Below are 25,244 nucleotides of genomic sequence, written 5' to 3' on the forward strand. Positions count from 1 at the left end.
CAGGGAGAGACAAAGATGAACATCTCCGTCCACGCCGAAGCCGACCTCAATGCGGTCACGCACAATGATCTTGCCAACGCCGTCCGCTTCCTCGCGGTCGATGCCATCGAGACCTCGCAGTCGGGCCATCCCGGCCTGCCCATGGGCGTGGCCGATGTCGCGACCGTGCTGTTCTCGCGCTTCCTGAAATTCGACTCGGCGCAGCCGAACTGGCCCGACCGCGACCGCTTCGTGCTGTCGGCAGGCCACGGCTCGATGCTGCTCTACGCGCTGCTGCATCTCACCGGCGGCGACGTCAGCCTCGACGACATCAAGGCCTTCAGGCAATGGGGCTCGAAGACGCCGGGGCATCCGGAGTACGGTCATACGCCGGGCGTGGAGACCACGACGGGGCCGCTGGGGCAGGGCATCGCGACCGCAGTCGGCATGGCGCTCGCCGAGCGCATGGCCAATGCGCGGCACGGCGACGGGCTGGTCGATCACTTCACCTATGTCATCGCAGGCGACGGCTGCCTGATGGAAGGTCTCAGCCAGGAAGCGATCTCGCTCGCGGGCCATCTCGGGCTCGGCCGCCTGATCGTGCTGTTCGACGACAATGGAATCTCCATTGACGGGCCGACCTCGCTGGCAACAACCGATGACCAGCTCGCGCGCTTCGCCGCCTCCGGCTGGTCGGTGCGCAGCATCGATGGACACGATCCCGAAGCGATCGCGCAGGCGATCGCAGAAGAGCGGGAAACCGCAAAACCGTCGCTGATCGCCTGCCGCACCATCATCGGATACGGCGCGCCCGATAGACAGGGCACCGAGAAGGCGCATGGTGCGCCGCTCGGGACCGAGCAGACCGCGGCGGCGCGTCGGACGCTGGGCTGGGATTATCAGCCCTTCGTGGTGCCTGTCACGATCCTGAAGGCATGGCGAATGATCGGGCAGCGCGGGCAGGTGGATCGGCTCGCCTGGCTCGATCGCTACGAAGGCGCAACGCCCGAGCAGCGCGACATGTTCGTGGAAGGCAAGGCGGTTGCCCTGCCGGGTGCCTATGCGCTGGCCGCCGCGAAATTGCGCGAACGCTTCGCATCCGAGCGTCCGAAACTCGCGACGCGGCAGGCGTCGCAACAGGTGCTCGACGGCATCGCCGGGACGATTGCGGGCCTCGTCGGCGGCTCCGCGGACCTGACGCATTCGAATCTCACGTACGCCAAGGCGCAAGTCCCCGTCAAGCGCGGGGCGTTCGCCGGCGACTACATCCATTACGGCATTCGCGAGCACGGCATGGCTGCCGCGATGAACGGCCTCGCGCTGCATGGCGGCTTCATCCCCTATGGCGGCACGTTCCTCGCCTTCTCCGACTACAGCCGGCCCGCGATCCGCCTTGCGGCCCTGATGCGGCTGCGCGTCATCCACGTGATGACTCACGACTCCATCGGCCTCGGCGAGGATGGCCCGACGCACCAGCCGGTCGAGCATCTCGCTTCGATGCGCGTCATTCCGAACCTTTTGGTGTTCCGTCCCGCCGACGCGGTGGAGACGCTCGAAGCCTGGGACTGCGCGCTCAATTCCGAAGACCGTCCGTCCGTGCTGTGCCTGTCGCGTCAGGCGCTGCCGACCTTCCGTAGCGATGCGCGCGGCAGAAACCGTGTCGCACGTGGCGCCTATCTCGTCGTCTCGCCGGACGGCGGCCGTGACGTGACATTGATGGCAACCGGCTCGGAAGTCTCGATTGCGCTGGAGGCCGCTCGCCTGCTCGGGGCCGAGCACATCCGCGCCGCCGTGGTGTCCGCGCCTTGCTTCGCGCTGTTCGAAGAGCAGCCGGACGATTACCGCGCCACCGTGCTCGGCACCGCGCCGCGCGTCGGTGTCGAGGCGGCTGTGCAGGGCGACTGGGCGCGCTGGATCGGCAATGAGGGTGAATTCGTCGGTATGCGCGGCTTCGGCGCCTCGGCGCCGGCGCCCGTGCTCTACCGCGAATTCGGCATCACGCCGCAGAGCATTGCGGACGCCGCCCGCCGGGCGATCGCGCGCAAGAGACAATAAGGAGGACTTCTCGTGGCCCGTATCACCCTTCGCCAACTGCTCGACCACGCTGCCAGCCACGGCTACGCGGTGCCGGCGTTCAACATCAACAACATGGAGCAGGGCATTGCGATCATGCAGGCGGCCGCCGAGGTCGATGCGCCCGTGATCATGCAGGCCTCGCGCGGCGCGCGCAGCTATGCCGGTGATATCATGCTCTCGCACATGATCGACGCGCTGGAGCGGACCTATCCGGACATCCCGCTCTGCATGCACCAGGACCATGGCAATGACGAAGCGACCTGCGCCTCCGCCATCGCCCACGGCTTCACGTCCGTCATGATGGACGGCTCGCTCAAGGCCGATGCCAAGACAGCGGCTGATTACGACTACAACGTCGCGATCACCCGACGCGTCGTCGATCTCGCGCACTGGGTCGGCGCCTCAGTCGAAGGCGAGCTCGGCGTGCTTGGCTCGCTCGAACACGGCGGCGGCGAGCAGGAGGATGGCCACGGCGTCCAGGGCAAGGTCAGCCACGACCAGCTTTTGACCGATCCCGACCAGGCGGTCGACTTCGTTCGCGCCACCAAGGTCGATGCGCTTGCCATCGCGATGGGCACCTCGCACGGCGCTTACAAGTTCAGCCGCAAGCCTGATGGCGACATCCTGGCGATGCGGGTGGTCGAGGAGATCCACCGCCGCCTGCCGAACACGCATCTGGTGATGCACGGTTCCTCCTCGGTGCCGCAGCCGCTGCAGGACATGTTCAACCAGTTCGGCGGCGAGATGCCGCAGACCTGGGGCGTACCGGTCGAGGAGATCGTTCGCGGCATCAAGAGCGGCGTGCGCAAGGTCAATATCGACACCGACTGTCGGCTGGCGATGACCGCGGTGTTCCGCAAGGTCGCGGCGCAAGCGCGCTCCGAGTTCGATCCGCGAAAGTTCCTCAAGCCCGCGATGGATGCAATGCGCGAGCTTTGCCGCGAGCGCTTCGAGCAGTTCGGCACCGCAGGCCACGCCAGCAAGATCAAGGTCATTCCCTTGAGCGAGATGGCGCGACGCTATCGCGCCGGCGAACTCGATCCACGCATCGACGCCCGCGAATCCGTGGCAGCCTAGTCAATCAGAAGAGCAGAGAAAACAGCAGGAGAGAGACATGAACGCACATGCAGGCACGGTCCGCGGCAAAGAGCGCTATCGCTCCGGCGTGATGGAATACAAGCGCATGGGCTATTGGGAGCCCGACTACACGCCAAAGGACACCGACGTCATCGCGCTGTTTCGCGTCACGCCGCAGGAAGGCGTCGACCCCATCGAGGCGTCGGCCGCCGTCGCCGGTGAATCCTCGACCGCGACCTGGACCGTGGTGTGGACCGACCGCCTTACCGCCGCGGAGAAATATCGCGCAAAATGCTACCGCGTCGATCCGGTGCCGGGCACGCCGGGCTCGTACTTCGCTTACATCGCCTATGACCTCGACCTGTTCGAGCCGGGCTCGATCGCAAACCTCTCGGCCTCGATCATCGGCAACGTGTTCGGCTTCAAGCCGCTGAAGGCGCTGCGGCTCGAAGACATGCGATTCCCCGTCGCCTATGTGAAGACCTTTCAGGGACCGGCGACCGGCATCGTGGTCGAGCGCGAGCGGCTGGACAAGTTCGGCCGGCCGCTGCTGGGCGCGACGGTAAAGCCGAAGCTCGGGCTTTCGGGGCGCAACTATGGCCGCGTCGTCTACGAGGCGCTGAAGGGCGGGCTCGACTTCACCAAGGATGACGAGAACATCAACTCGCAGCCCTTCATGCACTGGCGCGATCGTTTCCTGTACTGCATGGAAGCGGTGAACCGCGCGCAGGCCGCCTCGGGTGAAGTGAAGGGCACCTACCTGAACGTCACCGCGGGCACGATGGAGGACATGTACGAGCGCGCGGAGTTCGCCAAGGAGCTCGGGTCGTGCATCGTCATGATCGACCTCGTGATCGGTTACACCGCGATCCAGTCGATGGCCAAATGGGCGCGGCGCAACGACATGATCCTGCATCTGCACCGCGCCGGCCACTCGACCTATACGCGGCAGAAGAGCCATGGCGTGTCGTTCCGCGTCATCGCGAAGTGGATGCGGCTCGCCGGTGTCGATCACATCCATGCCGGCACGGTGGTCGGCAAGCTCGAAGGCGATCCCAACACCACCCGCGGCTACTACGACGTTTGCCGCGAGGACTTCAATCCGACCAAGCTCGAGCACGGCCTGTTCTTCGACCAGTCCTGGGCGAGCCTCAACAAGATGATGCCGGTCGCATCGGGCGGCATTCATGCCGGCCAGATGCACCAGTTGCTGGATCTGCTGGGTGAGGATGTCGTGCTGCAATTCGGCGGCGGCACCATCGGCCACCCCATGGGCATTGCGGCCGGCGCGATCGCCAACCGCGTGGCGCTGGAAGCGATGATCCTCGCTCGCAACGAGGGCCGCGATTACGTCCACGAGGGCCCGGAGATCCTGGCCAGGGCGGCCGAGACCTGCACGCCGCTGAAGGCGGCGCTCGAGGTCTGGAAGGACGTCACCTTCAACTATCAATCCACCGACACGCCGGACTTCGTGCCGACCGCGCTCGAAACCGTTTGAGGAGAATTGACATGAAGCTGACTCAAGGCTGCTTCTCGTTCCTGCCCGATCTCACCGACGATCAGATCACCAAGCAGGTGCAGTATTGCCTGACCAAAGGCTGGGCGGTGAACATCGAGTTCACCGACGATCCCCATCCCCGCAATACCTATTGGGAGATGTGGGGCCTGCCGATGTTCGATCTCCAGGATGCCGCCGGCGTGATGATGGAGCTCGCGGAGTGCCGCAGGGTATATGGCGACCGTTACATCCGCATCAGCGGCTTCGATTCCAGCCATGGCTGGGAATCGGTGCGGATCTCCTTCCTCGTCAACCGGCCGCCGCAAGAGGCGGAGTTCGAGCTGGTGCGGCAGGAAGTCGGCGGCCGCGCCATCCGTTACACCACCGTGCGCCGACAGGTCGCGCACGCGTCAACTTAAGTCATCCGCTTCCGCGCGGAGCTCTCCCTGCTCCGCATCCTTGGCGGACCACTGCTTCGCCGCTCCCCCGCGGCGAAGCTCTTTTCTTCGAGGGTAGCTATGCTGGATGTTCCCCACACAACCACGACTGAGCCCAGCGAGACCAGTTTCGATCTGCGCAAGGAAGCTGAAGCGGCTGGGATCACCGACACGCTGCAGCAGCTCGAGCAGGAGCTGGTCGGATTGAAGCCGGTGAAGAACCGCGTGCGCCAGATCGCCTCGCTGCTGCTGATCGAACGTATCAGGCAGCGCGCGGGCCTGGCCTCCGCACCGCCGACGCTGCACATGTCGTTCACCGGAAATCCCGGCACCGGCAAGACCACGGTGGCGCTGCGCATGGCGAAGATCCTGCATGGCCTCGGCTTCGTGCGGCGCGGGCAGGTCATCTCGGTGACGCGCGACGATCTCGTCGGCCAATATATCGGCCACACCGCGCCGAAGACCAAGGAGATCCTGAAGAAGGCGATGGGCGGCGTGCTGTTCATCGACGAGGCCTACTATCTCCACCGGCCCGACAACGAGCGCGACTACGGCCAGGAGGCGATCGAGATCCTGCTCCAGGTGATGGAGAACCAGCGCGAAGACCTGGTCGTGATCCTCGCCGGCTATGGCGAGCGGATGACGAAATTCTTCGCCTCCAATCCCGGCTTCCGTTCGCGCATCGCGCATCACATCGAATTTCCGGACTATGCCGAAGCCGAGCTGCTCGTCATCGCCGAGCTGATGCTGAAGGAGCGCGGCTATCGCTTCTCGGCGGCGGCGCGCCAGGCGTTCGAGAAATACATCGCGCTGCGCCGGACGCAGCCGTTCTTCTCCAACGCGCGCTCGATCCGCAACGCCGTCGACCGCATCCGGTTGCGGCAGGCCGATCGCCTGATGTCCGATCTCGACCGCATGCTCGATGTCGCCGACCTCGAAACCATCGATCCCATGGATGTCCTGGCGAGCCGCGTCTTCAGCGGCGGCGCTGATGCGGGGAGTGCAAAGCCATGACCAGAGAGATCATCATCGCTCCCTCTATCCTGGCGGCGGATTTCGCCCGCCTCGGCGAGGAGATCGCGGCCATCGACACGGCCGGCGCCGACTGGATCCATTGCGACATCATGGACGGACACTTCGTGCCGAATATCAGCTTTGGCGCCGATGTCATCAAGGCGATCCGACCGATGACGAAGAAGATCTTCGACGTGCATCTGATGATCGCGCCCGTCGATCCTTATCTCGAAGCGTTCGCGAAGGCCGGAGCTGATATCATCACGGTGCACGCCGAAGCCGGCCCGCATCTCGACCGCTCGCTGCAGGCGATCCGCGGCCTCGGCAAGAAGGCCGGTGTCAGCCTGTGCCCATCAACGCCCGAGAGCGCGATCGCCTATGTGCTCGATCGCGTCGATCTCGTGCTGGTGATGACGGTCAATCCGGGATTTGGCGGTCAGTCCTTCCTCGAATCCCAGCTCGAGAAGATCGAGCGGATCAAAACCATGATCGGCGACCGGCCGATCCGGCTCGAGGTCGACGGTGGTGTCACGCGCGACAATGCCGCCGCGGTGGCGGCAGCGGGCGCCGATACGCTGGTGGCTGGTTCAGCTGTGTTTCGCGGCAAGAGCGTTGCCGAATATGCCGCAAATATCCAGGCCATTCGCACCGCGGCCGACACGGGCTGGGTTCCGAAGCGGCAAGATAATGCTGTGCATCCGATGCGCCTCGGCGAAGGCGCGCGCACCCGGTAGATTACGGGGCGGCCTCACCAAGCGATTGCGCCGAGATGTCGATGGCTTCGGGGAGTCGCATTATCTCCCGGAGTAATACGGAGAAATTGGCACGAGTCGGCAATACCTTCATGCCGGGGTAACCAACGGTGTCGAAGTACGCACGCGATTAACGGCGACGCAATGCGCTGTCTCACAATCTGTGGTTCAAGGACTGCAGAGAGCCGTGGGATGCAGATTCAATATCGTCACTGGAATGCGGAGCGGACGCCCTGCGCTCTACGCCTAGGCCCTGGATCCGGAGGCGGAATTTCTAGCGTTAGTCGACAGCCGTTTGGAACTTTGGCCCAGACATATATTTCCTAACAACGAGCGGAGGCCAGGCACGAGGACGGGCGCAGCAAATCTTTTGCACAACCGCCATCGGCCTGACGCAAATCGGGGCAATAAGCTTTGCCAATGCGAGGGAGGTCTCATGGAGAACGTACGTCGCTACCGGGCGCTGGCGTCCCTGTGTCGTCAGCAGGCGGCCTACCGGCCGCTCCAGAACTGGGAACTCCTCGGCCAGGCCGAGCATTTCGAATATCTCGCCGAGGTCGAGCTCAAGGCGCATTTCGATGCGTGCAATGTGCAACATGACGAGGGCGCCGCAGCGCCCGCGACCTGGGAGACCCCGGTCGCGGCGTAACGGTGCCTGTTAGTCTCAATGCGACATCAGCGTCGGGACCGTCATGGCTTCCAGCATGGCGCGGGTGACGCCGCCGAGAACACGTTCCTGCAATCGCGAATGGCCGTAGCCGCCCATCACCAGGAGATCGAGCCCCTCGTCGGCCGCCAGCGACAGGATGGTCGGCTGGATGTCGGCGCGCGTCGCCGACAACCCGACCGTGCGGGTCGACAGTCCGTGCCGGCCCAGATGTCTTGCCAGATTGGTCGCTGAAGCTTCGTCCGAGACCGCATTGTCCTCGTTGATGGTGATGATCACGATCTCATCGGCGCGCGCCAGGAACGGTGCGGCGTCGCGCACGGCGCGGGCCGCGACGCGGCTACCGTCCCAGCAGATGCCGATCCGCCCGGCCTTGAACGCGCCATGGAAGGTGTAGGGCAGGAACAACACCGGGCCGCCGGCCTGGAACAGGATCTCGCCCGGCACGTCGTTGTCGAACGTGCCGTGCGCAGGCTCGGGCTGAAGCACGACGCTGAGGTCGTGCAGCCGCGCCATCTCGCCGAGCGAGCCGGCTGCATCCACCGGGATCGCGTCGAGCGCGCGGCAGGCGTAGGAGATGCCGGCGTTCGCCGCTTCGATTTCGAACACGGACAGCGCGGCCTCGGCTCGCTCCACGGCGCGCTCGCGCTCCAGTTCGAACACGGCGGCGACCGCAGCGCCGCCCTCCATCAGGTAAGCTGCGCTCGTCGCGACATAGCCGATCGCGACCGCGTCGAGATGAGCGTTGAACTGGGCCGCGAGCGAAATCGAGCCGTCGATCGCCGAACGCATGGGGCGTTCGGTCGGGATATGGACGAGAATGTCTTTGTACATGGGGCGCCTCCGATAAGGATCATTCGGTGGGCAGTTTTTCACTGCCCGAGAGACCCGCGTTGAGCTGCATCAAATGCGGCGGGACGATCTCCGCCCGCTCGCATGTTCTTTGCCAAGATTTAATGGGACGGACGGGACACCGTAAGGTGACGATGTCCATGTTGGCTGCAAGGCGACAGCTTCCAACATGGACATTTCGACATGAACGATCGCGTCAATTCCGATACCACGACATCCCGCAAGATCTTGAGGCCGCGCCGGCTCGCGCTGCTCGGCACCGTGGCCGCGCTCGGCGTGGCCGTGCTGGCGGCTTCTCCCGGCTCGTCGCCGTTCGGTCCGAACCCCTTCATTGCGCCGGCCCAGGCCGCGGAATCCACCGCGACCCCGCCGGGCTTCGGTGACCTCGTCAGCAAGGTCAAGCCTGCCGTCATCTCGGTGCGGGTCAGGATCGACCAGGACAACGGCAAGAGCGCCATGCTGCAACAGAACCGGATGGACTCTGACGAGGATTCCCCGTTCGATCAGTTCTCGCGGCAGTTCGGCTTCCGCTTCCCGGGCGGCCCGAACGGCATGCCGCGCCAGCGCCATCAGATGATCACGGGCGAAGGCTCCGGCTTCTTCATCTCCGCCGACGGCTATGCCGTGACCAACAACCACGTCGTCGACCACGCCACGTCGGTGCAGGTGACGATGGACGACGGCACCAGCTACACCGCGAAGGTCGTCGGCACCGATCCCAAGACCGATCTCGCGCTGATCAAGGTCGACGGCAAGAAGGACTTTCCGTTCGTCAAATTCTCCGACCAGAAGCCGCGCATCGGCGACTGGGTGGTCGCGGTCGGCAATCCCTTCGGGCTCGGCGGCACCGTGACCGCCGGCATCGTCTCGGCCAGCGGCCGCGACATCGGCAACGGTCCCTATGACGATTTCATCCAGATCGACGCGCCGATCAACAAGGGCAATTCCGGCGGCCCGGCGTTCGACATGAATGGCAACGTGATCGGCGTGAACACTGCGATCTTCTCGCCCTCCGGCGGCTCGGTCGGCATCGGCTTCGACATTCCGGCCTCGACCGCAAAACTCGTCGTCGCGCAGCTGAAGGACAAGGGCGCGGTCACCCGTGGCTGGCTCGGCGTACAGGTGCAACCGGTGACGTCAGAGATTGCCGACAGCCTCGGCCTGAAGGAGGCGCGCGGCGCCATCGTCGACAGTCCGCAGGACGGCAGCCCGGCGGCCAAGGCGGGCATCGCGGCGGGTGACGTCATCACCGCCGTCAACGGCACCGCGATCAAGGACTCCCGCGACCTCGCCCGCACCATCGCCACCCTGGCCCCGGGCAGCTCGGTGAAGCTCGACGTCTTCCACAACGGCGGCACCAAGACGCTGACGCTCGCCCTCGGCGAGCTGCCGAACGAGCGGCAGGCCAAAGCAAATGGCGATGCTGACGAGGGCAGGGGGCAGCCGAGCGCGGGCGCACCGCGTCTTGGGCTCGGCCTGGCTCCGGCCGGTGACGTCCAGGGCGCCGGCCAGAAGGGTGTTGTCGTCACAGAGGTCGATCCGCAAGGACCGGCAGCGCAGCGCGGCATCCAGACCGGCGACGTCATCCTCAATGTCGGCGGCAAGGCCGTCGCCAATGTCGGCGACGTCCGCGCGGAGCTGGCGCAGGCCAAATCGTCGGGCAAGCGCAGCGTGCTGCTGCAGGTCAGAAGTGCGGAGGCGACGAGGTTCGTGGCGGTGCCACTCGCCTGAGGCGAACATCGTCAGTCAAAATCTAAAAAGGCGGCCCTCGGGGCCGCCTTTTCCGTTTGCCTTCAGAATTTGGAGAGAGCCATCGATAACATTCTCGTTAACGGCAGGGACGATGACCCGGTTCGTCCGAAAAAGCCGTGTTCGCTCATCACAGTTCCGACTTGCTCGAGGTCTGCCGCGGCAATGTCGCCGCTGAAACCGGGTTGCAAGCGTGGAACTTCGAACCCGCGGTTCGTCTTGTGGAACTGGCCGGTGGTTCGGATTGATCGGTGCCGACATGGATCGATTGAAGCTCTCGCTGAGAGGTGCGCTGCTCGCGGCGCCGTTCGTGCTTTGGGGCGGAAACGCGCTTGGTCGCGATGATGGCCGCTACGCGGACTCACCGCTCAAGCCCTGGTTCGACAGCCTGCGCAGCCACCTCGGTCCGTGCTGCTCGGACGCCGATGGTTTTGCCGTCGCCGATCCCGACTGGGAGTCGCACAACGGGCATTATCGCGTGCGTCTCGAGGGGGAATGGATCGACGTGCCTGATGAAGCCGTCATCACCGAGCCGAACCGCGCCGGCCGCACCATGGTGTGGCCGGTGAAGACCGCGTTCGGGGTCTCGATCCGCTGCTTCATGCCGGGCAGCATGATCTGAGACAGGTCAGTCTCAACGCTTGCTGGATTTGCGCTTCGACGATGTCTTGGTTGTCTTCTTGGTCGTCCTCTTCTTGGACGCCTTCTTCGAGGCCTTCTTCGGGACCTTCTTGCCCTTCTTGCGCGCCTTCGACAATCCGATCGCGATCGCCTGCTTGCGACTCTTCACGCGTCCACCACGGCCTTTGCGACCGCTCTTTGCCGTGCCCTTCTTGTAGCGTCGCATCTCGCTTTCGACATCGCTGCCGGAGCTGCGCGAGTAGCGACGTTTCTTTGCCTTGCGTGCCATGCATGTTCTCCCTTGGCCGAGGAGAACCGTTCGATGCGGGCATGGTTCCGAAAGCGCGCACCCGACATTCCGGGCGCATGCCGCAGCCTAGAAGGAATTTGCCAGCTCGATCTCCGCTTCCAGCACCTGGATGCGCCGTGCGGCCTCGGTGAAGGACAGATCGCGCGCATATTGCGCGGGCTGATAGGCCTCTTCGCTCAAGCGTTTCAGCCTCAGCGACTGCGCCCGGGTCATCTGCTCGGTGAGGAAGACCCTGGCGTCGTATTTACCTTGAACCTGCATCTGGCTTCTCCGTTCTGAAATCGTGACTTGACTATATGTTCTTATTTTGTTCTAAAAAGCCATGGACAACAGAATTAATGAAATTCGACGTAAAATCAGCGCCTTGAGGCTGGAAATGGCCGACGTCGAGGCCGCCGTGCGCGATTGTATCAACGGCGATCGCGATTGCACCCCGCAGGCCCTGGTGCAGATGGATTTGCGCCGGAAAGTCAATCTGTTGGTCGGCGAATGGAAGGCTGCCGGCGGCAGTGATGTCCTGCCCGACGTCCGCGGTCGGATGCGCCTTCGTTCCGTGAAGATAGTCGGCAGTCCCGAGCGCGCGAACACACGGCGCTGAATGTCTTGAGGGGGCGCCATGGAGGAAGACCCGGACACTTACCGGATCCTGAGGTTGCGCGCCGAGATTCTCGAACTGGGCTCGGCCATCCGGCAGTTGCAGCGCGCGGGTCTCGATGATGCGGCGGCCCAACTTCTGATCGGACGCAAGCGGGCGCAGCTCGAGCATCTCGTGAAGACAAATTCCGTGAGCCCCGGGCTCAACTTCCGAGCACGCCGGCCGCAATGAGCTGATGCGCCCGCTCACCGATATAGTGCGCGACTGCCGATCGATCATCGAGACGAAAAAGCCCCGCGCTGCCGCGGGGCTTTTGTTTGCGATAGGCGCCTGAGCTTACTTGGTATTGGTCATGCCCTTGCTGCTCTGGTTCGTCATGGTGCCGCCCTGGTCCGAGCCGGGACCGGAGCCGCCCTGGGAAGGATCCGCGCCCTTCGGCGACTTGGTGTTGGCGCCGGTGGTCTGTGATGACGACATCGAGGACCCGTGCTTGGCCTTGTGCGACTTGGCCTGCGCGGCGAGCGGTGCGGCGGCGAGGCCGGCTGCCAACATTAAGGCGAGAGCGAGCTTGGTCGTTGTCATGCGAGGGGACTCCCTGAGTTAAAATGACGCAGGCAGCCAACCGCGATTCGCCACAGGAGTTCCCGGCAAAGCACCCAGCCCGCTTCACGCTCGCTTCAAGATTGCTTGTCCTCTGCGAGGATGAACACGACGCCGGTGAGGGTCGCGCCGATCGCGAACGTCGTCACCAATGTGAGGGCAAAAACGATCGCTGCCTGGCTTCCACCGTGATTGAGCAGGCTGGCCACGGCGGGATTGCACAGGATCAGCGCGAGACTGAAGGCGAGGCCGAGGGCTGCGCCCATCATTGTATGGGTCATCAGCTTGATGAGGCCGGCAGGAGAGATCAGGTCCGACGACTTTTTTGCGCGCATGGGAACTGCATCCCGATCTGGCATGCAAACGCGGGCGATAGCCGCTGGTTCCAAATAAATGAAGGAATTGTCATCACCGGCTTCATCCGACGTTCATGCCGGCCTTGCGAGGATGAGCGCCGTCAAAACGGGACATTCGATATGGGCAAGGTAGTCTTTCTGTACCGCTCGCTGGCTTATCGCAACGCGGCCGCGGACATTCTGCGCAAGGCGCGCAAGCTGCCGCGAGGTGCGGAGCGAAGCGCGGCTCGCCGCTATGCCAGGGCACTGCGCGATCTCGCTCGAACCGAAGCCTGGCTCGAAGGCCGGGTCGCGCGCGAACCGCGGATGGCACGACGCATGAAGAGTGCGGCGTCCGGCTAGAGCATGATCCGGAAAAGTGCGCAGCGGTTTTCCGAAAAGATCATGCTCAAACGACAACCTAAAGCGCGATGGTGATTCATCCTAATCGCATCGCGCTTTAGAGCATTCCACTTCGATTGAATCGAAACGGAAGCTATCGAGCCTCGTCTTGACGCGTTTTCCCGGCGTGAAACGGACTCCACTTCGCTGGAAAACGCTCTAGCCGGAAGCGCGCTGCAATTCGGCGGAGCCGGCCTCGTCGAATTTGCCGGATGTGGTCGTCGCCGTCGTCTTGCGTGTCAACGGCACCTCCAGGCGGCACAACAGACCCTCGGCTCGCCAATCGAACTGCGCCTGTCCACCAAGCTGGGACTCGACGCTCGCGAGCAGGCTCCGGGTGCCGAAGCCGCGAGATTTCGGAGTCATGACGAGTGGACCGCCGGATTCCTCCCAGCTCAGCGTCAGCACTTGATCCTTGACCTGCCAGCCGATCGTGAGCCGTCCCGACCTGGTCGAGAGGGCGCCATACTTGGCCGAGTTGGTGAAGAGCTCGTGCAACGCGAGCGCCAGCGTCTGGGCCGTCGCCGGCAGCAACTGGACCTCCGGACCCGCCAAGATGATCTGGCCACCGAGCGAATAGGGCGCAAGCTCCTCGTCGATCAGCCTGGAGAGCTCGGCACCCTGCCAGCTCGACAGTGACAGGATGGTGTGCACGCGCGCCAGCGCATTGATGCGTCCCTCGACGGCGTTGACATAGGCCTTGACCTCGTCGGCACGGGTGAGGCGCACGATCGACTGCGCCAGCGCCAGCGCATTCTTGGCGCGATGATCGACTTCCCGCGCCAGCAGATTCTGCCGCTCCTCGGCGCGCTTGCGTTCGGTGATGTCCACGGTGACGCCGCTCACGCGCACGACGCGACTGCTCTCGTCCACCGTTGCTGCCGCCGTGCCGACGCACCAGCGCACCTCTCCGTCGGGCCTGATGATGCGGAACTCGGTCTCGTAGGCGCGCGTGCCCTTGTTGAACTCGGCAATCGCCTTGCGCAACTGATCGACGTCGTCGGGATGCAACAGCGCCTGAACGTTGGCCGGGTTGACCTCGAAGCTCTCGGGGCTGACGCCGAAGATGCGATACTGCCCCTCGTCCCACATCCAGTCGCCGCTGATCCAGTCCCAATCCCAGGAGCCCATCTTGCCGGCGGCGATCGCCATGCTGCGCCGCTGCTCGCTCTCGCGCAGCTTCGCGGTGGAGTTTTCCAGCTCCGCCGTGCGTGCGCGGACGCGATCCTCCAGCTCCTGGTTCAGCCGTTCGAGCTCGCGGGTCTTGCGGTAGAGCTCGGCGAACACCTTGATCTTGGCACGCAGCACCTCCGGCACGACCGGTACCGGCACGTAGTCGACCGCGCCCATCTCGTAGCCGCGCAACCGGTCGATGTCGCTGACCTGGATGGCGGAGATGAAGATCATCGCGGTCTTCTGGAAGCGCGGATGCTCGCGGATCATTGCGGCGAGCTCGAAGCCGTCGAGCTCGGGCATGCAGACGTCGACCAGGATCACCGCGATCTCGGTCTTGAGCAGCAGCTCCAGCGCCTCGCGCCCGGACGAGGCGATCACGAGGTTCTCGCCGAGCTCCTTCAGGATCACCTCATAGGCGAGCAGCTTTGCCGGCTGGTCGTCGACGAGGAGGATGTTGACCTTTTCGTGGTCCATTCTCGGATCCAACTCAGCGGTGCAGCCACATGCGGATCGCAAGCAGCAATTGATCGGTGTTGACGGGTTTGGCGAGGTAATCGGACGCGCCGGCTTCGAGGCATTTCTCCCGGTCGCCTTTCATCGCCTTGGCGGTCAGCGCGATGATCGGAAGGCGGGCGAAGGCCGGATTTTCGCGAATGACGCCGATGGTCTGATAGCCATCCATCTGCGGCATCATGATGTCCATCAGCACGATGGCGATCTCCGGGTTGGATTCGACCAGCGTCACCGCTTCGCTGCCGGTCGTCGCCGTCAGCACTTTCATGCCGCGCCGTTCCAGCACGCTCGACAGCGCGAAGATGTTGCGGGCATCGTCGTCGACGAGCAGCGCGGTCTTGCCGATCAGATCCTCGTCGGAACTGTTCAGCTTCTCCAGCATGCGCTGCTTCTCGACCGGAAGTTCCGTGATGACTCGGTGCAGGAACAGCGCGGTCTCGTCGAGCAGGCGCTCGGGCGATTCCACACCCTTGACCACGATGCTGCGCGCCATGGTGTGGAGCTCCGCATCCTCTTCCGCCGAGAGCTCGCGGCCGGTGAATACGACGACCGGAATGTTCGACAGCGCCTCGTCGTTGCGGATCTGGTCCAGGACCTCGAAGCCGCTCATGTCGGGCAGCCTGAGGTCGAGCACCACGCAGTCGCATGGCGCCTCGCGCAGCGTCGAGAGCGCGCCTGCGCCGGTGTCGGTCGTTACGATCTCGATGTCGTCGTGGTGCAGCAGCTCGCGGATCGAGAGCTGCTCGGCTTCGTTGTCCTCGACGATCAGGAGCCGCTTGCGCCGCGGCCGCGCATATTCCTTGATCTGCGTCAGCGCGGCCGAGACGCCTTCGGTGGTCGTCGGCTTGTTGACGAAGGAGAACGCACCACGCGCCAGCGCGTGCTGGCGGTCCTCGTCGAGCGTGATGATCTGCACGGGGATGTGACGGGTCAGCGGATTGTGCTTGAGCTGGCTCAGCACGGTCCAGCCGAGCATGTCAGGCAGGAACACATCGAGCGAGACTGCTCTCGGCTGGTATTGCTTGGCGAGCTCCAGCGCCTCCGCGCCGCGGGCGGCGACCAGCACCTTGAATCCCTTGTCGCGAGCGAGATCGACCAGCACGCGCGCATAATGCGGGTCGTCCTCGACGATCAGCAGGATGCTGTCGCCGGGCTCCAGGTTGAGCCGGTCGTCGGGAAGCTGCTCGATGACGCGCTGCTGCTCCGGCGCGGCCGGCTGCAGCGCCGGCGGCTGGTTGTGTTGTTGTGGCGCAGGCGCAGTCCGGGGCGCGAGCGTCGGGCCGGAATATTTCAGCGGCAGATAAAGCGTGAAGGAGGAGCCCTTGCCGGGCGCGCTACGCAGATGGATTTCGCCGCCGAGCAGGCCTGCCAGCTCGCGGCTGATCGCAAGCCCAAGGCCGGTGCCGCCGTACTTCCGGCTGGTGCCGGCATCCGCCTGCTGGAACGCCTCGAAGATCAGCTTCTGCTTCTCCACGGGAATGCCGATGCCGGTGTCGGACACTTCGAACGCGATCACGGCCGGCGCCGAATTCAGCACCGGGTGGTCGCTCCCCCAACCGCCGACCGCGCCGGCGACTTTGAGGCGCACCTCGCCTTCGGCGGTGAACTTGAACGCGTTGGAAAGCAGGTTCTTCAGCACCTGTTGCAAGCGCTTGGAGTCGGTGACGATGCTGCGGGGCAGGCTCGGATCGATGTCGATCTTGAAGGACAGATTGCGGTTGTCCGCCTCGTGCCGGAACGGCCGCCCGACGGTCTCGAGCAGGTTCGCGGTCAGGATTTCCTCGGCGTCGACCGTCACCGTACCGGATTCGATCTTGGACAGATCCAGAATGTCGCTGATCAGATTGAGCAGGTCGGTGCCGGCGCCGTGGATGGTGCGGGCGAATTCGACCTGCTTGGCTGAGAGGTTGCCGTCCGGATTGTCGGTGAGCTGCTGTCCCAGGATCAGGATCGAGTTCAGTGGCGTGCGCAGCTCGTGGCTCATATTGGCGAGGAATTCGGACTTGTACTTCGAGGTCAGCGCGAGCTCGGTCGCCTTTTCCTCCAGGGCGCGGCGGGCCTGCTCGATCTCCTGGTTCTTGCGTTCGACCTCGACGTTGCGCTCGGCGAGCTGCTGCGCCTTCTGCTCGAGCTGGTCGTTGGTCTGCTGCAATTCGCGCTGCTGAGTCTGAAGCTCGCCGGCGAGCTGCTGCGACTGCTTGAGCAGGCCTTCGGTCTGCATCGTCGCTTCGATCGAATTGAGCACGATGCCGATGGAGTCGGTGAGCTGCTCCAGGAACGTCATCTGCGAGGTCGTGAAGGAGACGAGCGAGGCGAGCTCGATCACGGCCTTGACCTGGCCCTCGAACAGCACAGGCAGCACGACGAGGTTCTTCGGCGCGACGCGGAACAGCGCCGAATTGATCGGCACCACGTCGGACGGAATGTCGGCGACCACGCGCGGCCGCTTGTCGAGGGCGCACTGGCCGATCAGGCCGTCGCCGAACTGCAGCACGCGCTGATACGGATAAATGCCGTCGCTGGCGTAGGAGGCGAGCAGCAGAAGTTGCGGATTGTCCTCGTTCTCGACCTGGTAGATCACGCCGGTATGGGCGTTCACCAGCGGCGACAGTTCGGTGAGCAGCAGCCGGCCGACGGTGGTGAGGTCGCGCTGGCCCTGCAGCATGTTGGTGAATTTGGCGAGGTTGGTCTTCAGCCAGTCCTGCTCGGTGTTCACGTCCGTCGTGAGACGGAGGTTCGTGATCATCGTATTGATATTGTCTTTCAGCTCGGCGAGCTCGCCGCGGGCGTCGACCTGGATCGACCGCGTCAGATCGCCCTTGGTCACGGCGGTCGCCACTTCCGCGATCGCGCGCACCTGCGAGGTGAGGTTGGCCGCCAGCAGGTTGACGTTGCCGGTGAGGTCCTTCCAGGTGCCGGCCGCGCGGGGCACGTCGGCCTGACCGCCGAGACGGCCTTCGACGCCGACTTCGCGCGCCACCGACGTCACCTGCTCGGCGAAGGTCGCCAGCGTCGCGGTCATGTTGTTGATGGTGTCGGCGAGGGCGGCGACCTCGCCCTTCGACTTCACGGTCAGGTTCTGCTTCAAGTCACCGTTCGCGACCGCGGTCACCACCTTGACGATGCCGCGCACCTGCTCGGTCAGGTTCACCGCCATGACGTTCACGGTGTCGGTGAGGTCCTTCCAGGTGCCGGCGACGCCGGGCACCTGGGCCTGGCCGCCGAGCTCGCCCTCGGTGCCGACTTCGCGCGCGACGCGCGTGACTTCGCCGGCGAAGGCGTTGAGCTGGTCCACCATGGTGTTGATGGTGTTCTTCAGCTCAAGGATTTCGCCCTTCACGTCGACGGTGATCTTGCGCGACAGGTCGCCGCGCGCGACAGCCGTGGTGACTTCGGCGATGTTCCGGACCTGGGTGGTGAGGTTCGCGGCGAGCAGGTTGACGTTGTCGGTCAGATCCTTCCACGTGCCGCCGACGCCGGGCACGACGGCCTGACCGCCGAGCCGGCCTTCGGTGCCGACCTCGCGCGCCACGCGCGTCACTTCCGCGGCGAAGGAGCGCAGCTGCTCGACCATGGTGTTCAAGGTGTCCTTGAGCAGCAGGATCTCGCCGCGCACGTCCACCGTGATCTTCTTCGACAGGTCGCCGCCGGCGATCGCCGTCGCGACCTCCGCGATGTTGCGGACCTGGGCCGTCAGGTTCGAGGCCATGAAGTTGACGTTGTCGGTGAGGTCCTTCCAGGTGCCGGCGACGCCGGGCACTTCGGCCTGGCCGCCGAGCTTGCCTTCGGTGCCGACCTCGCGCGCCACGCGCGTCACTTCGCCGGCAAAACCGTTGAGCTGGTCCACCATGGTGTTGATGGTGTTCTTGAGCTCGAGGATCTCGCCCTTCACGTCGACGGTGATCTTGCGCGACAGGTCGCCGCGCGCGACGGCAGTGGTCACTTCGGCGATGTTGCGGACCTGGGCGGTGAGGTTGCCGGCCATCGAGTTCACGCTGTCGGTGAGGTCCTTCCAGGTGCCGGCGACGCCCGGCACGTTGGCCTGACCGCCGAGGCGGCCTTCGGTGCCGACCTCGCGCGCCACGCGCGTCACCTCGCCCGCGAAGCGGTTGAGCTGGTCGACCATCGTGTTCAGCGTGTCCTTGAGCTGAAGGATCTCGCCGCGCACGTCCACGGTGATCTTGCGCGACAGGTCGCCGCCGGCGATCGCGGTCGCCACTTCGGCGATGTTGCGGACCTGGGCGGTGAGGTTGCCCGCCATCGAGTTCACCGAGTCCGTCAAGTCCTTCCAGGTGCCGGCGACGCCGGGCACGCCGGCCTGACCGCCAAGCTTGCCGTCGGTGCCGACCTCACGGGCGACGCGCGTCACCTCGCCGGCGAAGGCGTTGAGCTGGTCGACCATGGTGTTGAGCGTCTCCTTCAGCTGAAGGATCTCGCCCGACACGTTCACCGTGATCTTCTTCGACAAATCGCCCTTGGCGACCGCCGTTGCGACCTCGGCGATGTTGCGGACCTGGCCGGTGAGGTTCGAGGCCATCGAGTTGACGCTGTCGGTGAGATCCTTCCAGGTGCCGCCGACGCCGCGCACGACGGCCTGGCCGCCGAGCTTGCCTTCGGTGCCGACCTCGCGCGCGACGCGCGTCACTTCGCCGGCGAAGGCGTTGAGCTGGTCCACCATGGTGTTGATGGTGTCCTTCAGCTCCAGGATCTCGCCGCGCACGTCCACCGTGATCTTCTTCGAGAGGTCGCCGCCGGCGACCGCTGTCGTCACCTCCGCGATGTTACGGACCTGTGCGGTCAGGTTCGAGGCCATCGAGTTGACGCTCTCGGTGAGGTCCTTCCAGGTGCCGGCGACGCCGAGCACGTTGGCCTGGCCGCCGAGCCGACCCTCGGTGCCGACCTCGCGGGCGACGCGCGTCACTTCGCCGGCAAAGGCGTTGAGCTGGTCGACCATGGTGTTGAGCGTCTCCTTCAGCTGAAGGATCTCGCCCGAGACGTTCACCGTGATCTTCTTCGAGAGGTCGCCGCTCGCGATGGCCGTGGCGACGTCGGCGATGTTGCGGACCTGCGCGGTCAGGTTCGAGGCCATGAAGTTGACGTTGTCGGTGAGGTCCTTCCAGGTGCCTGCCACGCCGGGCACCTGGGCCTGGCCGCCGAGCTTTCCTTCCGTGCCGACCTCGCGCGCCACGCGCGTCACCTCCGAGGCGAAGGAGTTGAGCTGGTCCACCATGGTGTTGATGGTGTCCTTCAGCTCCAGGATCTCGCCGCGCACGTCCACGGTGATCTTGCGCGACAGGTCGCCGCGCGCCACGGCGGTGGTGACGTTGGCGATGTTGCGCACCTGTGCGGTCAGGTTGCCGCACATCGCGTTGACGGAATCGGTGAGGTCCTTCCAGGTGCCGGCGACACCGGGCACGATCGCCTGGCCGCCGAGCTTGCCGTCGGTGCCGACCTCGCGCGCCACGCGTGTCACTTCGGAGGCGAAGGAGCGCAGCTGGTCCACCATCGTGTTGATGGCTTCCTTGAGCTGAAGGATTTCGCCGCGGACGTCGACCGTGATCTTCTTGGAGAGGTCGCCGTTGGCGACCGCGATCGTCACCTCGGCGATGTTGCGAACCTGGTTGGTCAGGTTGTTCGCCATCGAGTTGACGCTCTCGGTGAGGTCCTTCCAGACGCCGGTCACTTCCGGCACCTGGGCCTGGCCGCCGAGCTTGCCTTCGGTGCCGACCTCGCGCGCCACGCGCGTCACCTCGGAGGTGAACACGCCGAGCTGCTTGATCATCGTGTTGACGATGGTCGCCGACTGCAGGAACTCGCCGCGGAGCGGCCGGCCGTCGACGTCGAGCTTGACGGTCTGGAGCAGGTCGCCTTGGGCGACGGCGGCGACTGCGCGCGTCACCTCGCGGGTCGGCCACAACAAATCGTCGATCAGCGTGTTGACGGAGCCTTCCATGTCGGCCCAGGAGCCGGAGGCGAGGCCGAATTTCACGCGCTGGCGCGTCTTGCCCTCGCGGCCCACCACCTGGCCGACCAGCTCGAGCTGCTGCGCCATGCGCTGGTTGGCGGCGATGATTTCATTGAACGTGTCGGCGATCTTGCCGTCGATGCCGAGATAGTCGCCGCTCATCCGCACGGAAAAGTCGCCGCTGCGCATCGCCTGCAAGGCGAGCAGCAACTCCGCCCGGGAATCAGGATCAGACATACCGTTGGCTTTTGGCTTTGGGACGCGACGACCGGAGCGTGATGCAGTTCCGGGATCGAGGTCGCTCATACTGATTCCCCCGCAGGCGCCGGCCGAATCCAAGGCGTGACGCATTTGCTCGAAATAGAGCGTCAGCCAAATTCGAAATCAAGCGCCAAGGAGCGGCGCTTGAAAATGGAACCTGCTTTGCTCAGCCCGATGCTGACAACGGCGATCGGCCGAATTGGTTCCATGCGAATTCGGAAGGAAATGGCGTGGGCGGCCCGGCGCCTCATCCATCCGTCACCGGCACCCTTCGGAACGGAGCGCCGAGCCTTGTGGTTAGCCCGCAAAGAGGGAGAACGGACATGAAAGCAGGATTTGTCAAAGGAGGACTTGCCAAAGGAGGACTTGCCAAAGGAGGGCTTGCCAAAGGAGGGCTTGCCGCGATCGTCGTCATGCTGTTTGCCGGGGCGGCCTTGACACAGGCCTTGGCGCAGGGCGGTGAGCCCAGCGGTCGCGGGGCGGTGACCGGCGATCCCGCCGCGAGCTCCGCCAACCCGCAGGCGGATACCCCGACCACGGGGGCGGCGACCCGGTCGAACCCGAGCGGAAGCGGCACCTCATCTTCGGGCGGCAAGGATGACAATGGCGATGCAGGCCGGGACAAGATGCCGGAAAGCGACCGCACCGTGCGGCCGCAGAGCCAGCAACGTCATCCGAACGACAAATAATAAAGGCGGCTACTTGTCCGCCATGGTGCGCTCGGCGGCCTTGACCTGCGCGCGCAGCATCGGGAGCTGCTCGCGCGCGAACGCTGCGAGCGCGGCGTTGTCGGGCGCCTTCAGATAGCGTTCGAGCAGGTCGATGGCCGATTCATACTCGGGAATCTGTGAGGCGTAGAAGCTTCGGACGTAAGTCGGTCCGTCCGACGTTTCGGGCTCGACCAGGCTCGCGCTGACGGACGACGTCTTGTCGACGCGCGGCTCCGCGCCGATCGCCTGCTGGATCTGCTTCAGCGCCTTGTCGCGCTTGGCTGCTTCCTCGGCGCGCAAGGCGGCGAGGTTCTTGACCTCGGCATTGCCCTTCAGGTCGGTGCTCTCCAGAAGGCCCTGCTGGAAGCGGCTGAAGTTGTAGAGACCGCTGATGACGTCGGTTGCGCTCGGCGGACGGCCGTCAGGCTTTCGTTCGCCGGTGGCGTCGGCAAGCGCCGCGGTGCTGATGAACGCCAGGATGATCGCGACGAGGACCCGCATCGGGTGTCAATTGCCGATGGCGGGCAAAGTTCCCGACATTACGATCCGGCAAGCGGGTTGCGAGGGCAGAGTTCCGTCCCCACGTCTTCTTCATGAAACAGTCTGACATCTTCAGAGATAACGCCGACAATTGTCTCCAGCTCGCCGAGCGCGCCGAGGGACAACCCGCCCACAAGCGCTATTCGCGCATGGCGGACGCCTGGACGGCGCTCGCTCACGAGCAGGATTGGCTCGATGGCGAGATTGCGCCCGTTAACGTCCGCTCCTCACAGCAGCAGGACGCCTGAACGCTCGCCTTTTCGTGGATCCGCGTGTGAGACCGCTCACGGAATGCAAGCGACCGATCCAGCATGATCAGGGAACAGTCAATCGCGTTGGTTTTCGATTCCAGAAGGAGGTTTGCGAGGGCTCCACGTCTGGCTCTTCTTTCGCTCATTCTCGCCTTTGGCGTCTCAGTCGCGTTTGCGACGGTGACGACGGTGCGTCAGATGCATCTGGAGAACGCATCGGCCGCCGTCCACGCAACGCATAGCTAGCGCCCCGCCGGAACATTCGGCGCCCCAGTGCGTAACCGCTTCGAGACGTCAGAAGAGGCGAAGGCACATCATGGCCCATTCCGACCACGGCATCGTCAAGGACAAACGGGCGGAGGAGCAGCCCCGCGACAAGCAGCGCGCGCAGTCCGTGCACAAGACGGATCCGCAAAAGGCTGATCCAAGAGGCTCGCCGTCGCGAGAGGCGACGCGCGATCCCAGGCTGAACGACAAGAGCAAGACGCCAGGCTCCGGCATGACGCCGGATGATTCCGGCGACGCGCCGAGCGGCTAGACGACGCTAGATTTGGCGCGAGGAACGAATCCTCGCGCGTGGAGTCGACAGGTTGCTTCCGGTTGTCATGCCCCCGGTGCGCCGGAAGCAATCTCCAAGGACGGCCTCGGCACCCACCGTGCCGGGGCCGTTCGCTTGTGGAGGGCCTCTATGGCTCAGTCCTCGGTACCGGTCTCGGGATCTCGCTGCGTATGTCCGTCGGCCCCGCGGCCGAACACGCCGAAGCTGCTCGACTTCACGCCGGCGGCTGCGTCGACGTCGGCGGCGGCCAGTCCGAACTTGAGAAGCTCGCGGACCGCCGCCGCCCGCGTCGGCATGCGATGCTTGAACCGGAAATCATCGACGGCGGCCAACTCTTCCGGCGAGAGCATGACCTGAAGGCGCTCGGCGCGAAGGTCTTTCATGGTCGATCACGCAAATTGAGTAGGTTGAGTAGATTACTCAATGAACCAACTTGGCGGTAGTTCCACAAGAGACGAAAAAGTCTCCAAATGAGTAAAAATAGATAACAAAATCAATAAGTTATTATTGAACGACTTTCGCGGTCGCGCATTTTCTCCTGGGAAAGGGAGAGAGACCATGACGGACGAAGTCAGGTTACCCCGTAAACTTTCCGAAGAGGCGGAGGCCCCCAAGCCGGTGCGTCCAAGCCACCAGAAGGTCATCGAGCAGGTCGAGCGTTGGGCCAACAGTCCGGGCCTGCAGCCACCGAGGACGGAAGATGCGAAGACGATCTGAGCCACATACGTTCGAACAACGTCTCGAGGCGCAGAAGCTGCGGCTTGAGCACGAGCTGTCGGGCATGCCGCATGGACGGCAGCGCGACGTTGTTCTCGCGCGCATCGATCAGCTTCAGACCGCTGCCGAGATGTACGGGTTTCTGATGTTACGGGAAGATGCCGCGGCCCCTCGCTGATGGTCCGGTGCGCTCGGTCTGCACCGCGCGGGAGGTGATGCGCAGCTTTCGCCTCAGCCACCACGCCAATACCGAAACGACCGCCCATACCAGAATGGCGGCGACGAATGCGCCAATCGCGGTTGTCGGAACCACGACGTAAAAAACTAGGGCGAATGCCGCAAGACCGATGCTTCCGAGGCCCGCACCCGCAGCATCGAGCGCCGCGGCCTGCTGCCCGCGTCGGCGTCCGCTGAGGCCGGCTTTTTTCTTGGCGCGACGCTCATGACTTTCGATCAACGTTGCGCTGGCGCAGAAGATGGCGGGGAGCGCGAGGAAGAGCCCACCGACGGAGACGCCGAAACGTGAGCTCACGATCCCCGTAACGACCGTTGCCAGCCCGCCGAGCAGGAAGCGAACACCATACTCGTACCACCGCGTCTGTTTTAGCGCCGATGAAGACAGCTTGACCGGCATCAGGCAGCCCCTCCGAAGCCCGCGAGCAGACCGAAGGCGACGACGAGCCATACGGCAAAGGCGGCGATGGTGGCCGGCAGTGCGGCGAGATGAAATCTCATCAGGAGATGGCAGACGAGAACGCTGTAGCAGGCGAGCGCGATGGCGCCATAGATCATCGTCCAGCTTTCGGCGGCGACATATTGCGGGCCGTGCTGGACGACGGCGATGCTGAGCGTGGCCAGGGCGACCGACGGAGCCGCACCGAGCAGCCCGGCAAAGCTCTTCGGTTTGAGCATGTCTCCCAGGATGGCGAAGGCGGAGACGATGACCCCGCCCGCGATGAAGCGCAGGAGATATTCCGTCATGGCCGCACCCGTGAGGTAGGAAGCCGCTGCCGTAGCTTTCCGAGTGTGAACGGCCTGAACAGTCGCTCGACGACGACGCCGAGGGTGAAGCCCGCCACGACGTCGCTGGCCCAGTGTGCAAGCACGATCACGCGCGTCAACGACAGAGCGACGGCAAGCGAGCGCACCAGCCGGCGTGGGACTGGGTTCAGCAGCCCGGCCGCCGAGGCCAGCGCGCCCATGTGCAGAGCATGGCCGGACGGAAACGCATTGCGGGATCGCCCTGAGATCGGAATACCGTGGGCATGACCGAGGACTGTCAACCGGTCGGGCCTTGTCTGGTCAAACACGGACTTCAGCAAATGTGGCAGCACCGCGGCCGCCACGGAGACCGCCAACACGTGATTTGCAGCAGGACGCGCTTCGGGTCGCCGGAGCTGGGCGTAAAGCCACCCAGCCGCAGCGAGTGCCAGTATCACGTGCTCGTCGGCAGCCCAAGTCAAAGTCTGAGCGACTTGCTCCAGGCCTGGATTGGTGTCGTGCGCAATTTCGTCTGCGAGCGCCTGATCGATCCGGGTGGGTTTTACTTTTACGAGGGCCATCGGTCTGGCGCGTTATCTTTCATGAC

General features: G+C 64.5%; 28 protein-coding genes. 16 read left to right on the forward strand and 12 right to left on the reverse strand.

The window, feature by feature from the left end:
* Positions 1-15: 15 nt before the first annotated feature.
* The 7 genes from tkt to IVA79_RS29380 all read left to right on the forward strand — a co-directional run bounded on the left by tkt (position 16) and on the right by IVA79_RS29380 (position 7,482).
* Positions 16-2,034 (forward strand): transketolase, encoded by a 2,019-nt coding sequence (gene tkt, locus IVA79_RS29350; RefSeq protein WP_247559607.1) that lies wholly within the window; start codon positions 16-18, stop codon positions 2,032-2,034.
* 12 nt (positions 2,035-2,046) lie between these two features.
* Positions 2,047-3,132: a class II fructose-bisphosphate aldolase gene (gene fba / locus IVA79_RS29355; RefSeq protein WP_247559609.1), complete on the forward strand. Its 1,086-nt coding sequence runs from the start codon at positions 2,047-2,049 to the stop codon at positions 3,130-3,132.
* A 37-nt stretch (positions 3,133-3,169) separates the two neighbouring features.
* The gene (locus IVA79_RS29360) at positions 3,170-4,630 is read left to right on the forward strand and encodes a form I ribulose bisphosphate carboxylase large subunit (RefSeq protein WP_183260015.1); all 1,461 of its coding nucleotides are present in this window, start codon (positions 3,170-3,172) and stop codon (positions 4,628-4,630) included.
* 11 nt (positions 4,631-4,641) lie between these two features.
* Positions 4,642-5,049, forward strand: coding sequence for a ribulose bisphosphate carboxylase small subunit (locus IVA79_RS29365; protein WP_247559611.1), 408 nt, complete (start codon positions 4,642-4,644; stop codon positions 5,047-5,049).
* A gap of 99 nt (positions 5,050-5,148) precedes the next feature.
* On the forward strand, positions 5,149-6,081 hold the full coding sequence (gene cbbX, locus IVA79_RS29370; protein ID WP_247559613.1) for a CbbX protein: 933 nt from the start codon (positions 5,149-5,151) through the stop codon (positions 6,079-6,081).
* Entirely contained in the window at positions 6,078-6,815 is a 738-nt protein-coding gene (gene rpe / locus IVA79_RS29375) for a ribulose-phosphate 3-epimerase (protein ID WP_247559615.1), read from the forward strand. Before cbbX ends, rpe begins: the two co-directional genes overlap by 4 nt.
* Positions 6,816-7,269: 454 nt before the next feature.
* Positions 7,270-7,482, forward strand: a complete 213-nt coding sequence (locus IVA79_RS29380; RefSeq protein WP_063203548.1) for a hypothetical protein — start codon at positions 7,270-7,272, stop codon at positions 7,480-7,482.
* A 15-nt stretch (positions 7,483-7,497) separates the two neighbouring features.
* On the opposite strand, the gene IVA79_RS29385 is transcribed toward IVA79_RS29380, so the two are convergent.
* Entirely contained in the window at positions 7,498-8,334 is an 837-nt protein-coding gene (locus tag IVA79_RS29385; protein ID WP_247559617.1) for a universal stress protein, read from the reverse strand.
* 201 nt (positions 8,335-8,535) lie between these two features.
* Between IVA79_RS29385 and IVA79_RS29390 the strand changes: the two genes are divergently transcribed.
* On the forward strand, positions 8,536-10,083 hold the full coding sequence (locus IVA79_RS29390) for a Do family serine endopeptidase (protein WP_247559619.1): 1,548 nt from the start codon (positions 8,536-8,538) through the stop codon (positions 10,081-10,083).
* A gap of 277 nt (positions 10,084-10,360) precedes the next feature.
* Positions 10,361-10,723, forward strand: a complete 363-nt coding sequence (locus IVA79_RS29395) for a hypothetical protein (RefSeq protein ID WP_247559621.1) — start codon at positions 10,361-10,363, stop codon at positions 10,721-10,723.
* Positions 10,724-10,735: 12 nt separating this feature from the next.
* Here the strand turns inward: IVA79_RS29395 and IVA79_RS29400 are convergent, their stop codons facing one another.
* Complete coding sequence (locus IVA79_RS29400; RefSeq protein ID WP_247559622.1) at positions 10,736-11,011, reverse strand: DUF6496 domain-containing protein; 276 nt, start codon at positions 11,009-11,011, stop codon at positions 10,736-10,738.
* 87 nt (positions 11,012-11,098) lie between these two features.
* Entirely contained in the window at positions 11,099-11,293 is a 195-nt protein-coding gene (locus IVA79_RS29405) for a DUF3072 domain-containing protein (protein ID WP_212080841.1), read from the reverse strand.
* Positions 11,294-11,354: 61 nt separating this feature from the next.
* Between IVA79_RS29405 and IVA79_RS29410 the strand changes: the two genes are divergently transcribed.
* Together IVA79_RS29410 and IVA79_RS29415 are read left to right on the forward strand one after the other, a co-directional pair.
* On the forward strand, positions 11,355-11,630 hold the full coding sequence (locus tag IVA79_RS29410; RefSeq protein ID WP_346658210.1) for a hypothetical protein: 276 nt from the start codon (positions 11,355-11,357) through the stop codon (positions 11,628-11,630).
* Between the two features lie 18 nt (positions 11,631-11,648).
* Entirely contained in the window at positions 11,649-11,858 is a 210-nt protein-coding gene (locus tag IVA79_RS29415; RefSeq protein ID WP_247559625.1) for a hypothetical protein, read from the forward strand.
* A gap of 105 nt (positions 11,859-11,963) precedes the next feature.
* On the opposite strand, the gene IVA79_RS29420 is transcribed toward IVA79_RS29415, so the two are convergent.
* Positions 11,964-12,209, reverse strand: coding sequence for a hypothetical protein (locus IVA79_RS29420; RefSeq protein ID WP_247559627.1), 246 nt, complete (start codon positions 12,207-12,209; stop codon positions 11,964-11,966).
* 95 nt (positions 12,210-12,304) lie between these two features.
* Positions 12,305-12,562, reverse strand: a complete 258-nt coding sequence (locus tag IVA79_RS29425; RefSeq protein ID WP_247559629.1) for a hypothetical protein — start codon at positions 12,560-12,562, stop codon at positions 12,305-12,307.
* A gap of 141 nt (positions 12,563-12,703) precedes the next feature.
* On the opposite strand from IVA79_RS29425, the gene IVA79_RS29430 reads away from it, so the two are divergent.
* Positions 12,704-12,925: a hypothetical protein gene (locus IVA79_RS29430; protein WP_247559631.1), complete on the forward strand. Its 222-nt coding sequence runs from the start codon at positions 12,704-12,706 to the stop codon at positions 12,923-12,925.
* Positions 12,926-13,123: 198 nt separating this feature from the next.
* On the opposite strand, the gene IVA79_RS29435 is transcribed toward IVA79_RS29430, so the two are convergent.
* Together IVA79_RS29435 and IVA79_RS29440 are read right to left on the reverse strand one after the other, a co-directional pair.
* The gene (locus tag IVA79_RS29435; protein ID WP_247559633.1) at positions 13,124-14,614 is read right to left on the reverse strand and encodes an HWE histidine kinase domain-containing protein; all 1,491 of its coding nucleotides are present in this window, start codon (positions 14,612-14,614) and stop codon (positions 13,124-13,126) included.
* Positions 14,615-14,627: 13 nt separating this feature from the next.
* The gene (locus tag IVA79_RS29440) at positions 14,628-20,924 is read right to left on the reverse strand and encodes a HAMP domain-containing protein (protein WP_247559635.1); all 6,297 of its coding nucleotides are present in this window, start codon (positions 20,922-20,924) and stop codon (positions 14,628-14,630) included.
* A 368-nt stretch (positions 20,925-21,292) separates the two neighbouring features.
* Here IVA79_RS29440 and IVA79_RS29445 point away from each other — a divergent pair, with 368 nt between their 5' ends.
* Complete coding sequence (locus IVA79_RS29445; RefSeq protein ID WP_247559744.1) at positions 21,293-21,568, forward strand: hypothetical protein; 276 nt, start codon at positions 21,293-21,295, stop codon at positions 21,566-21,568.
* A gap of 9 nt (positions 21,569-21,577) precedes the next feature.
* Here IVA79_RS29445 and IVA79_RS29450 read toward each other — a convergent pair whose 3' ends face one another.
* Entirely contained in the window at positions 21,578-22,090 is a 513-nt protein-coding gene (locus IVA79_RS29450) for a DUF4142 domain-containing protein (protein ID WP_247559637.1), read from the reverse strand.
* 92 nt (positions 22,091-22,182) lie between these two features.
* Between IVA79_RS29450 and IVA79_RS29455 the strand changes: the two genes are divergently transcribed.
* Together IVA79_RS29455 and IVA79_RS29460 are read left to right on the forward strand one after the other, a co-directional pair.
* Positions 22,183-22,377 (forward strand): hypothetical protein, encoded by a 195-nt coding sequence (locus tag IVA79_RS29455; RefSeq protein ID WP_247559639.1) that lies wholly within the window; start codon positions 22,183-22,185, stop codon positions 22,375-22,377.
* Between the two features lie 319 nt (positions 22,378-22,696).
* A complete protein-coding gene (locus tag IVA79_RS29460) occupies positions 22,697-22,918 on the forward strand; it encodes a hypothetical protein (RefSeq protein WP_247559641.1) in 222 nt (73 codons plus the stop codon).
* 155 nt (positions 22,919-23,073) lie between these two features.
* Here IVA79_RS29460 and IVA79_RS29465 read toward each other — a convergent pair whose 3' ends face one another.
* Positions 23,074-23,322 (reverse strand): hypothetical protein, encoded by a 249-nt coding sequence (locus IVA79_RS29465; protein ID WP_247559644.1) that lies wholly within the window; start codon positions 23,320-23,322, stop codon positions 23,074-23,076.
* Positions 23,323-23,497: 175 nt separating this feature from the next.
* Here IVA79_RS29465 and IVA79_RS29470 point away from each other — a divergent pair, with 175 nt between their 5' ends.
* Positions 23,498-23,656 carry a hypothetical protein gene (locus IVA79_RS29470; RefSeq protein ID WP_247559647.1) on the forward strand — a complete coding sequence of 53 codons (159 nt, stop codon included), beginning with the start codon at positions 23,498-23,500 and terminating at the stop codon, positions 23,654-23,656.
* 148 nt (positions 23,657-23,804) lie between these two features.
* Here the strand turns inward: IVA79_RS29470 and IVA79_RS29475 are convergent, their stop codons facing one another.
* The 3 genes from IVA79_RS29475 to IVA79_RS29485 are packed head-to-tail and all read right to left on the reverse strand — an operon-like array spanning position 23,805 to position 25,218.
* Positions 23,805-24,290, reverse strand: coding sequence for a DUF3147 family protein (locus IVA79_RS29475; RefSeq protein WP_247559649.1), 486 nt, complete (start codon positions 24,288-24,290; stop codon positions 23,805-23,807).
* The gene (locus IVA79_RS29480) at positions 24,290-24,637 is read right to left on the reverse strand and encodes a DUF3147 family protein (RefSeq protein WP_247559652.1); all 348 of its coding nucleotides are present in this window, start codon (positions 24,635-24,637) and stop codon (positions 24,290-24,292) included. Before IVA79_RS29480 ends, IVA79_RS29475 begins: the two co-directional genes overlap by 1 nt.
* The gene (locus IVA79_RS29485) at positions 24,634-25,218 is read right to left on the reverse strand and encodes a phosphatase PAP2 family protein (RefSeq protein WP_247559654.1); all 585 of its coding nucleotides are present in this window, start codon (positions 25,216-25,218) and stop codon (positions 24,634-24,636) included. Before IVA79_RS29485 ends, IVA79_RS29480 begins: the two co-directional genes overlap by 4 nt.
* Positions 25,219-25,244: the final 26 nt, after the last annotated feature.

The sequence above is a fragment of the Bradyrhizobium sp. 138 genome (assembly GCF_023074075.1).
Taxonomy (GTDB): Bacteria; Pseudomonadota; Alphaproteobacteria; order Rhizobiales; family Xanthobacteraceae; genus Bradyrhizobium.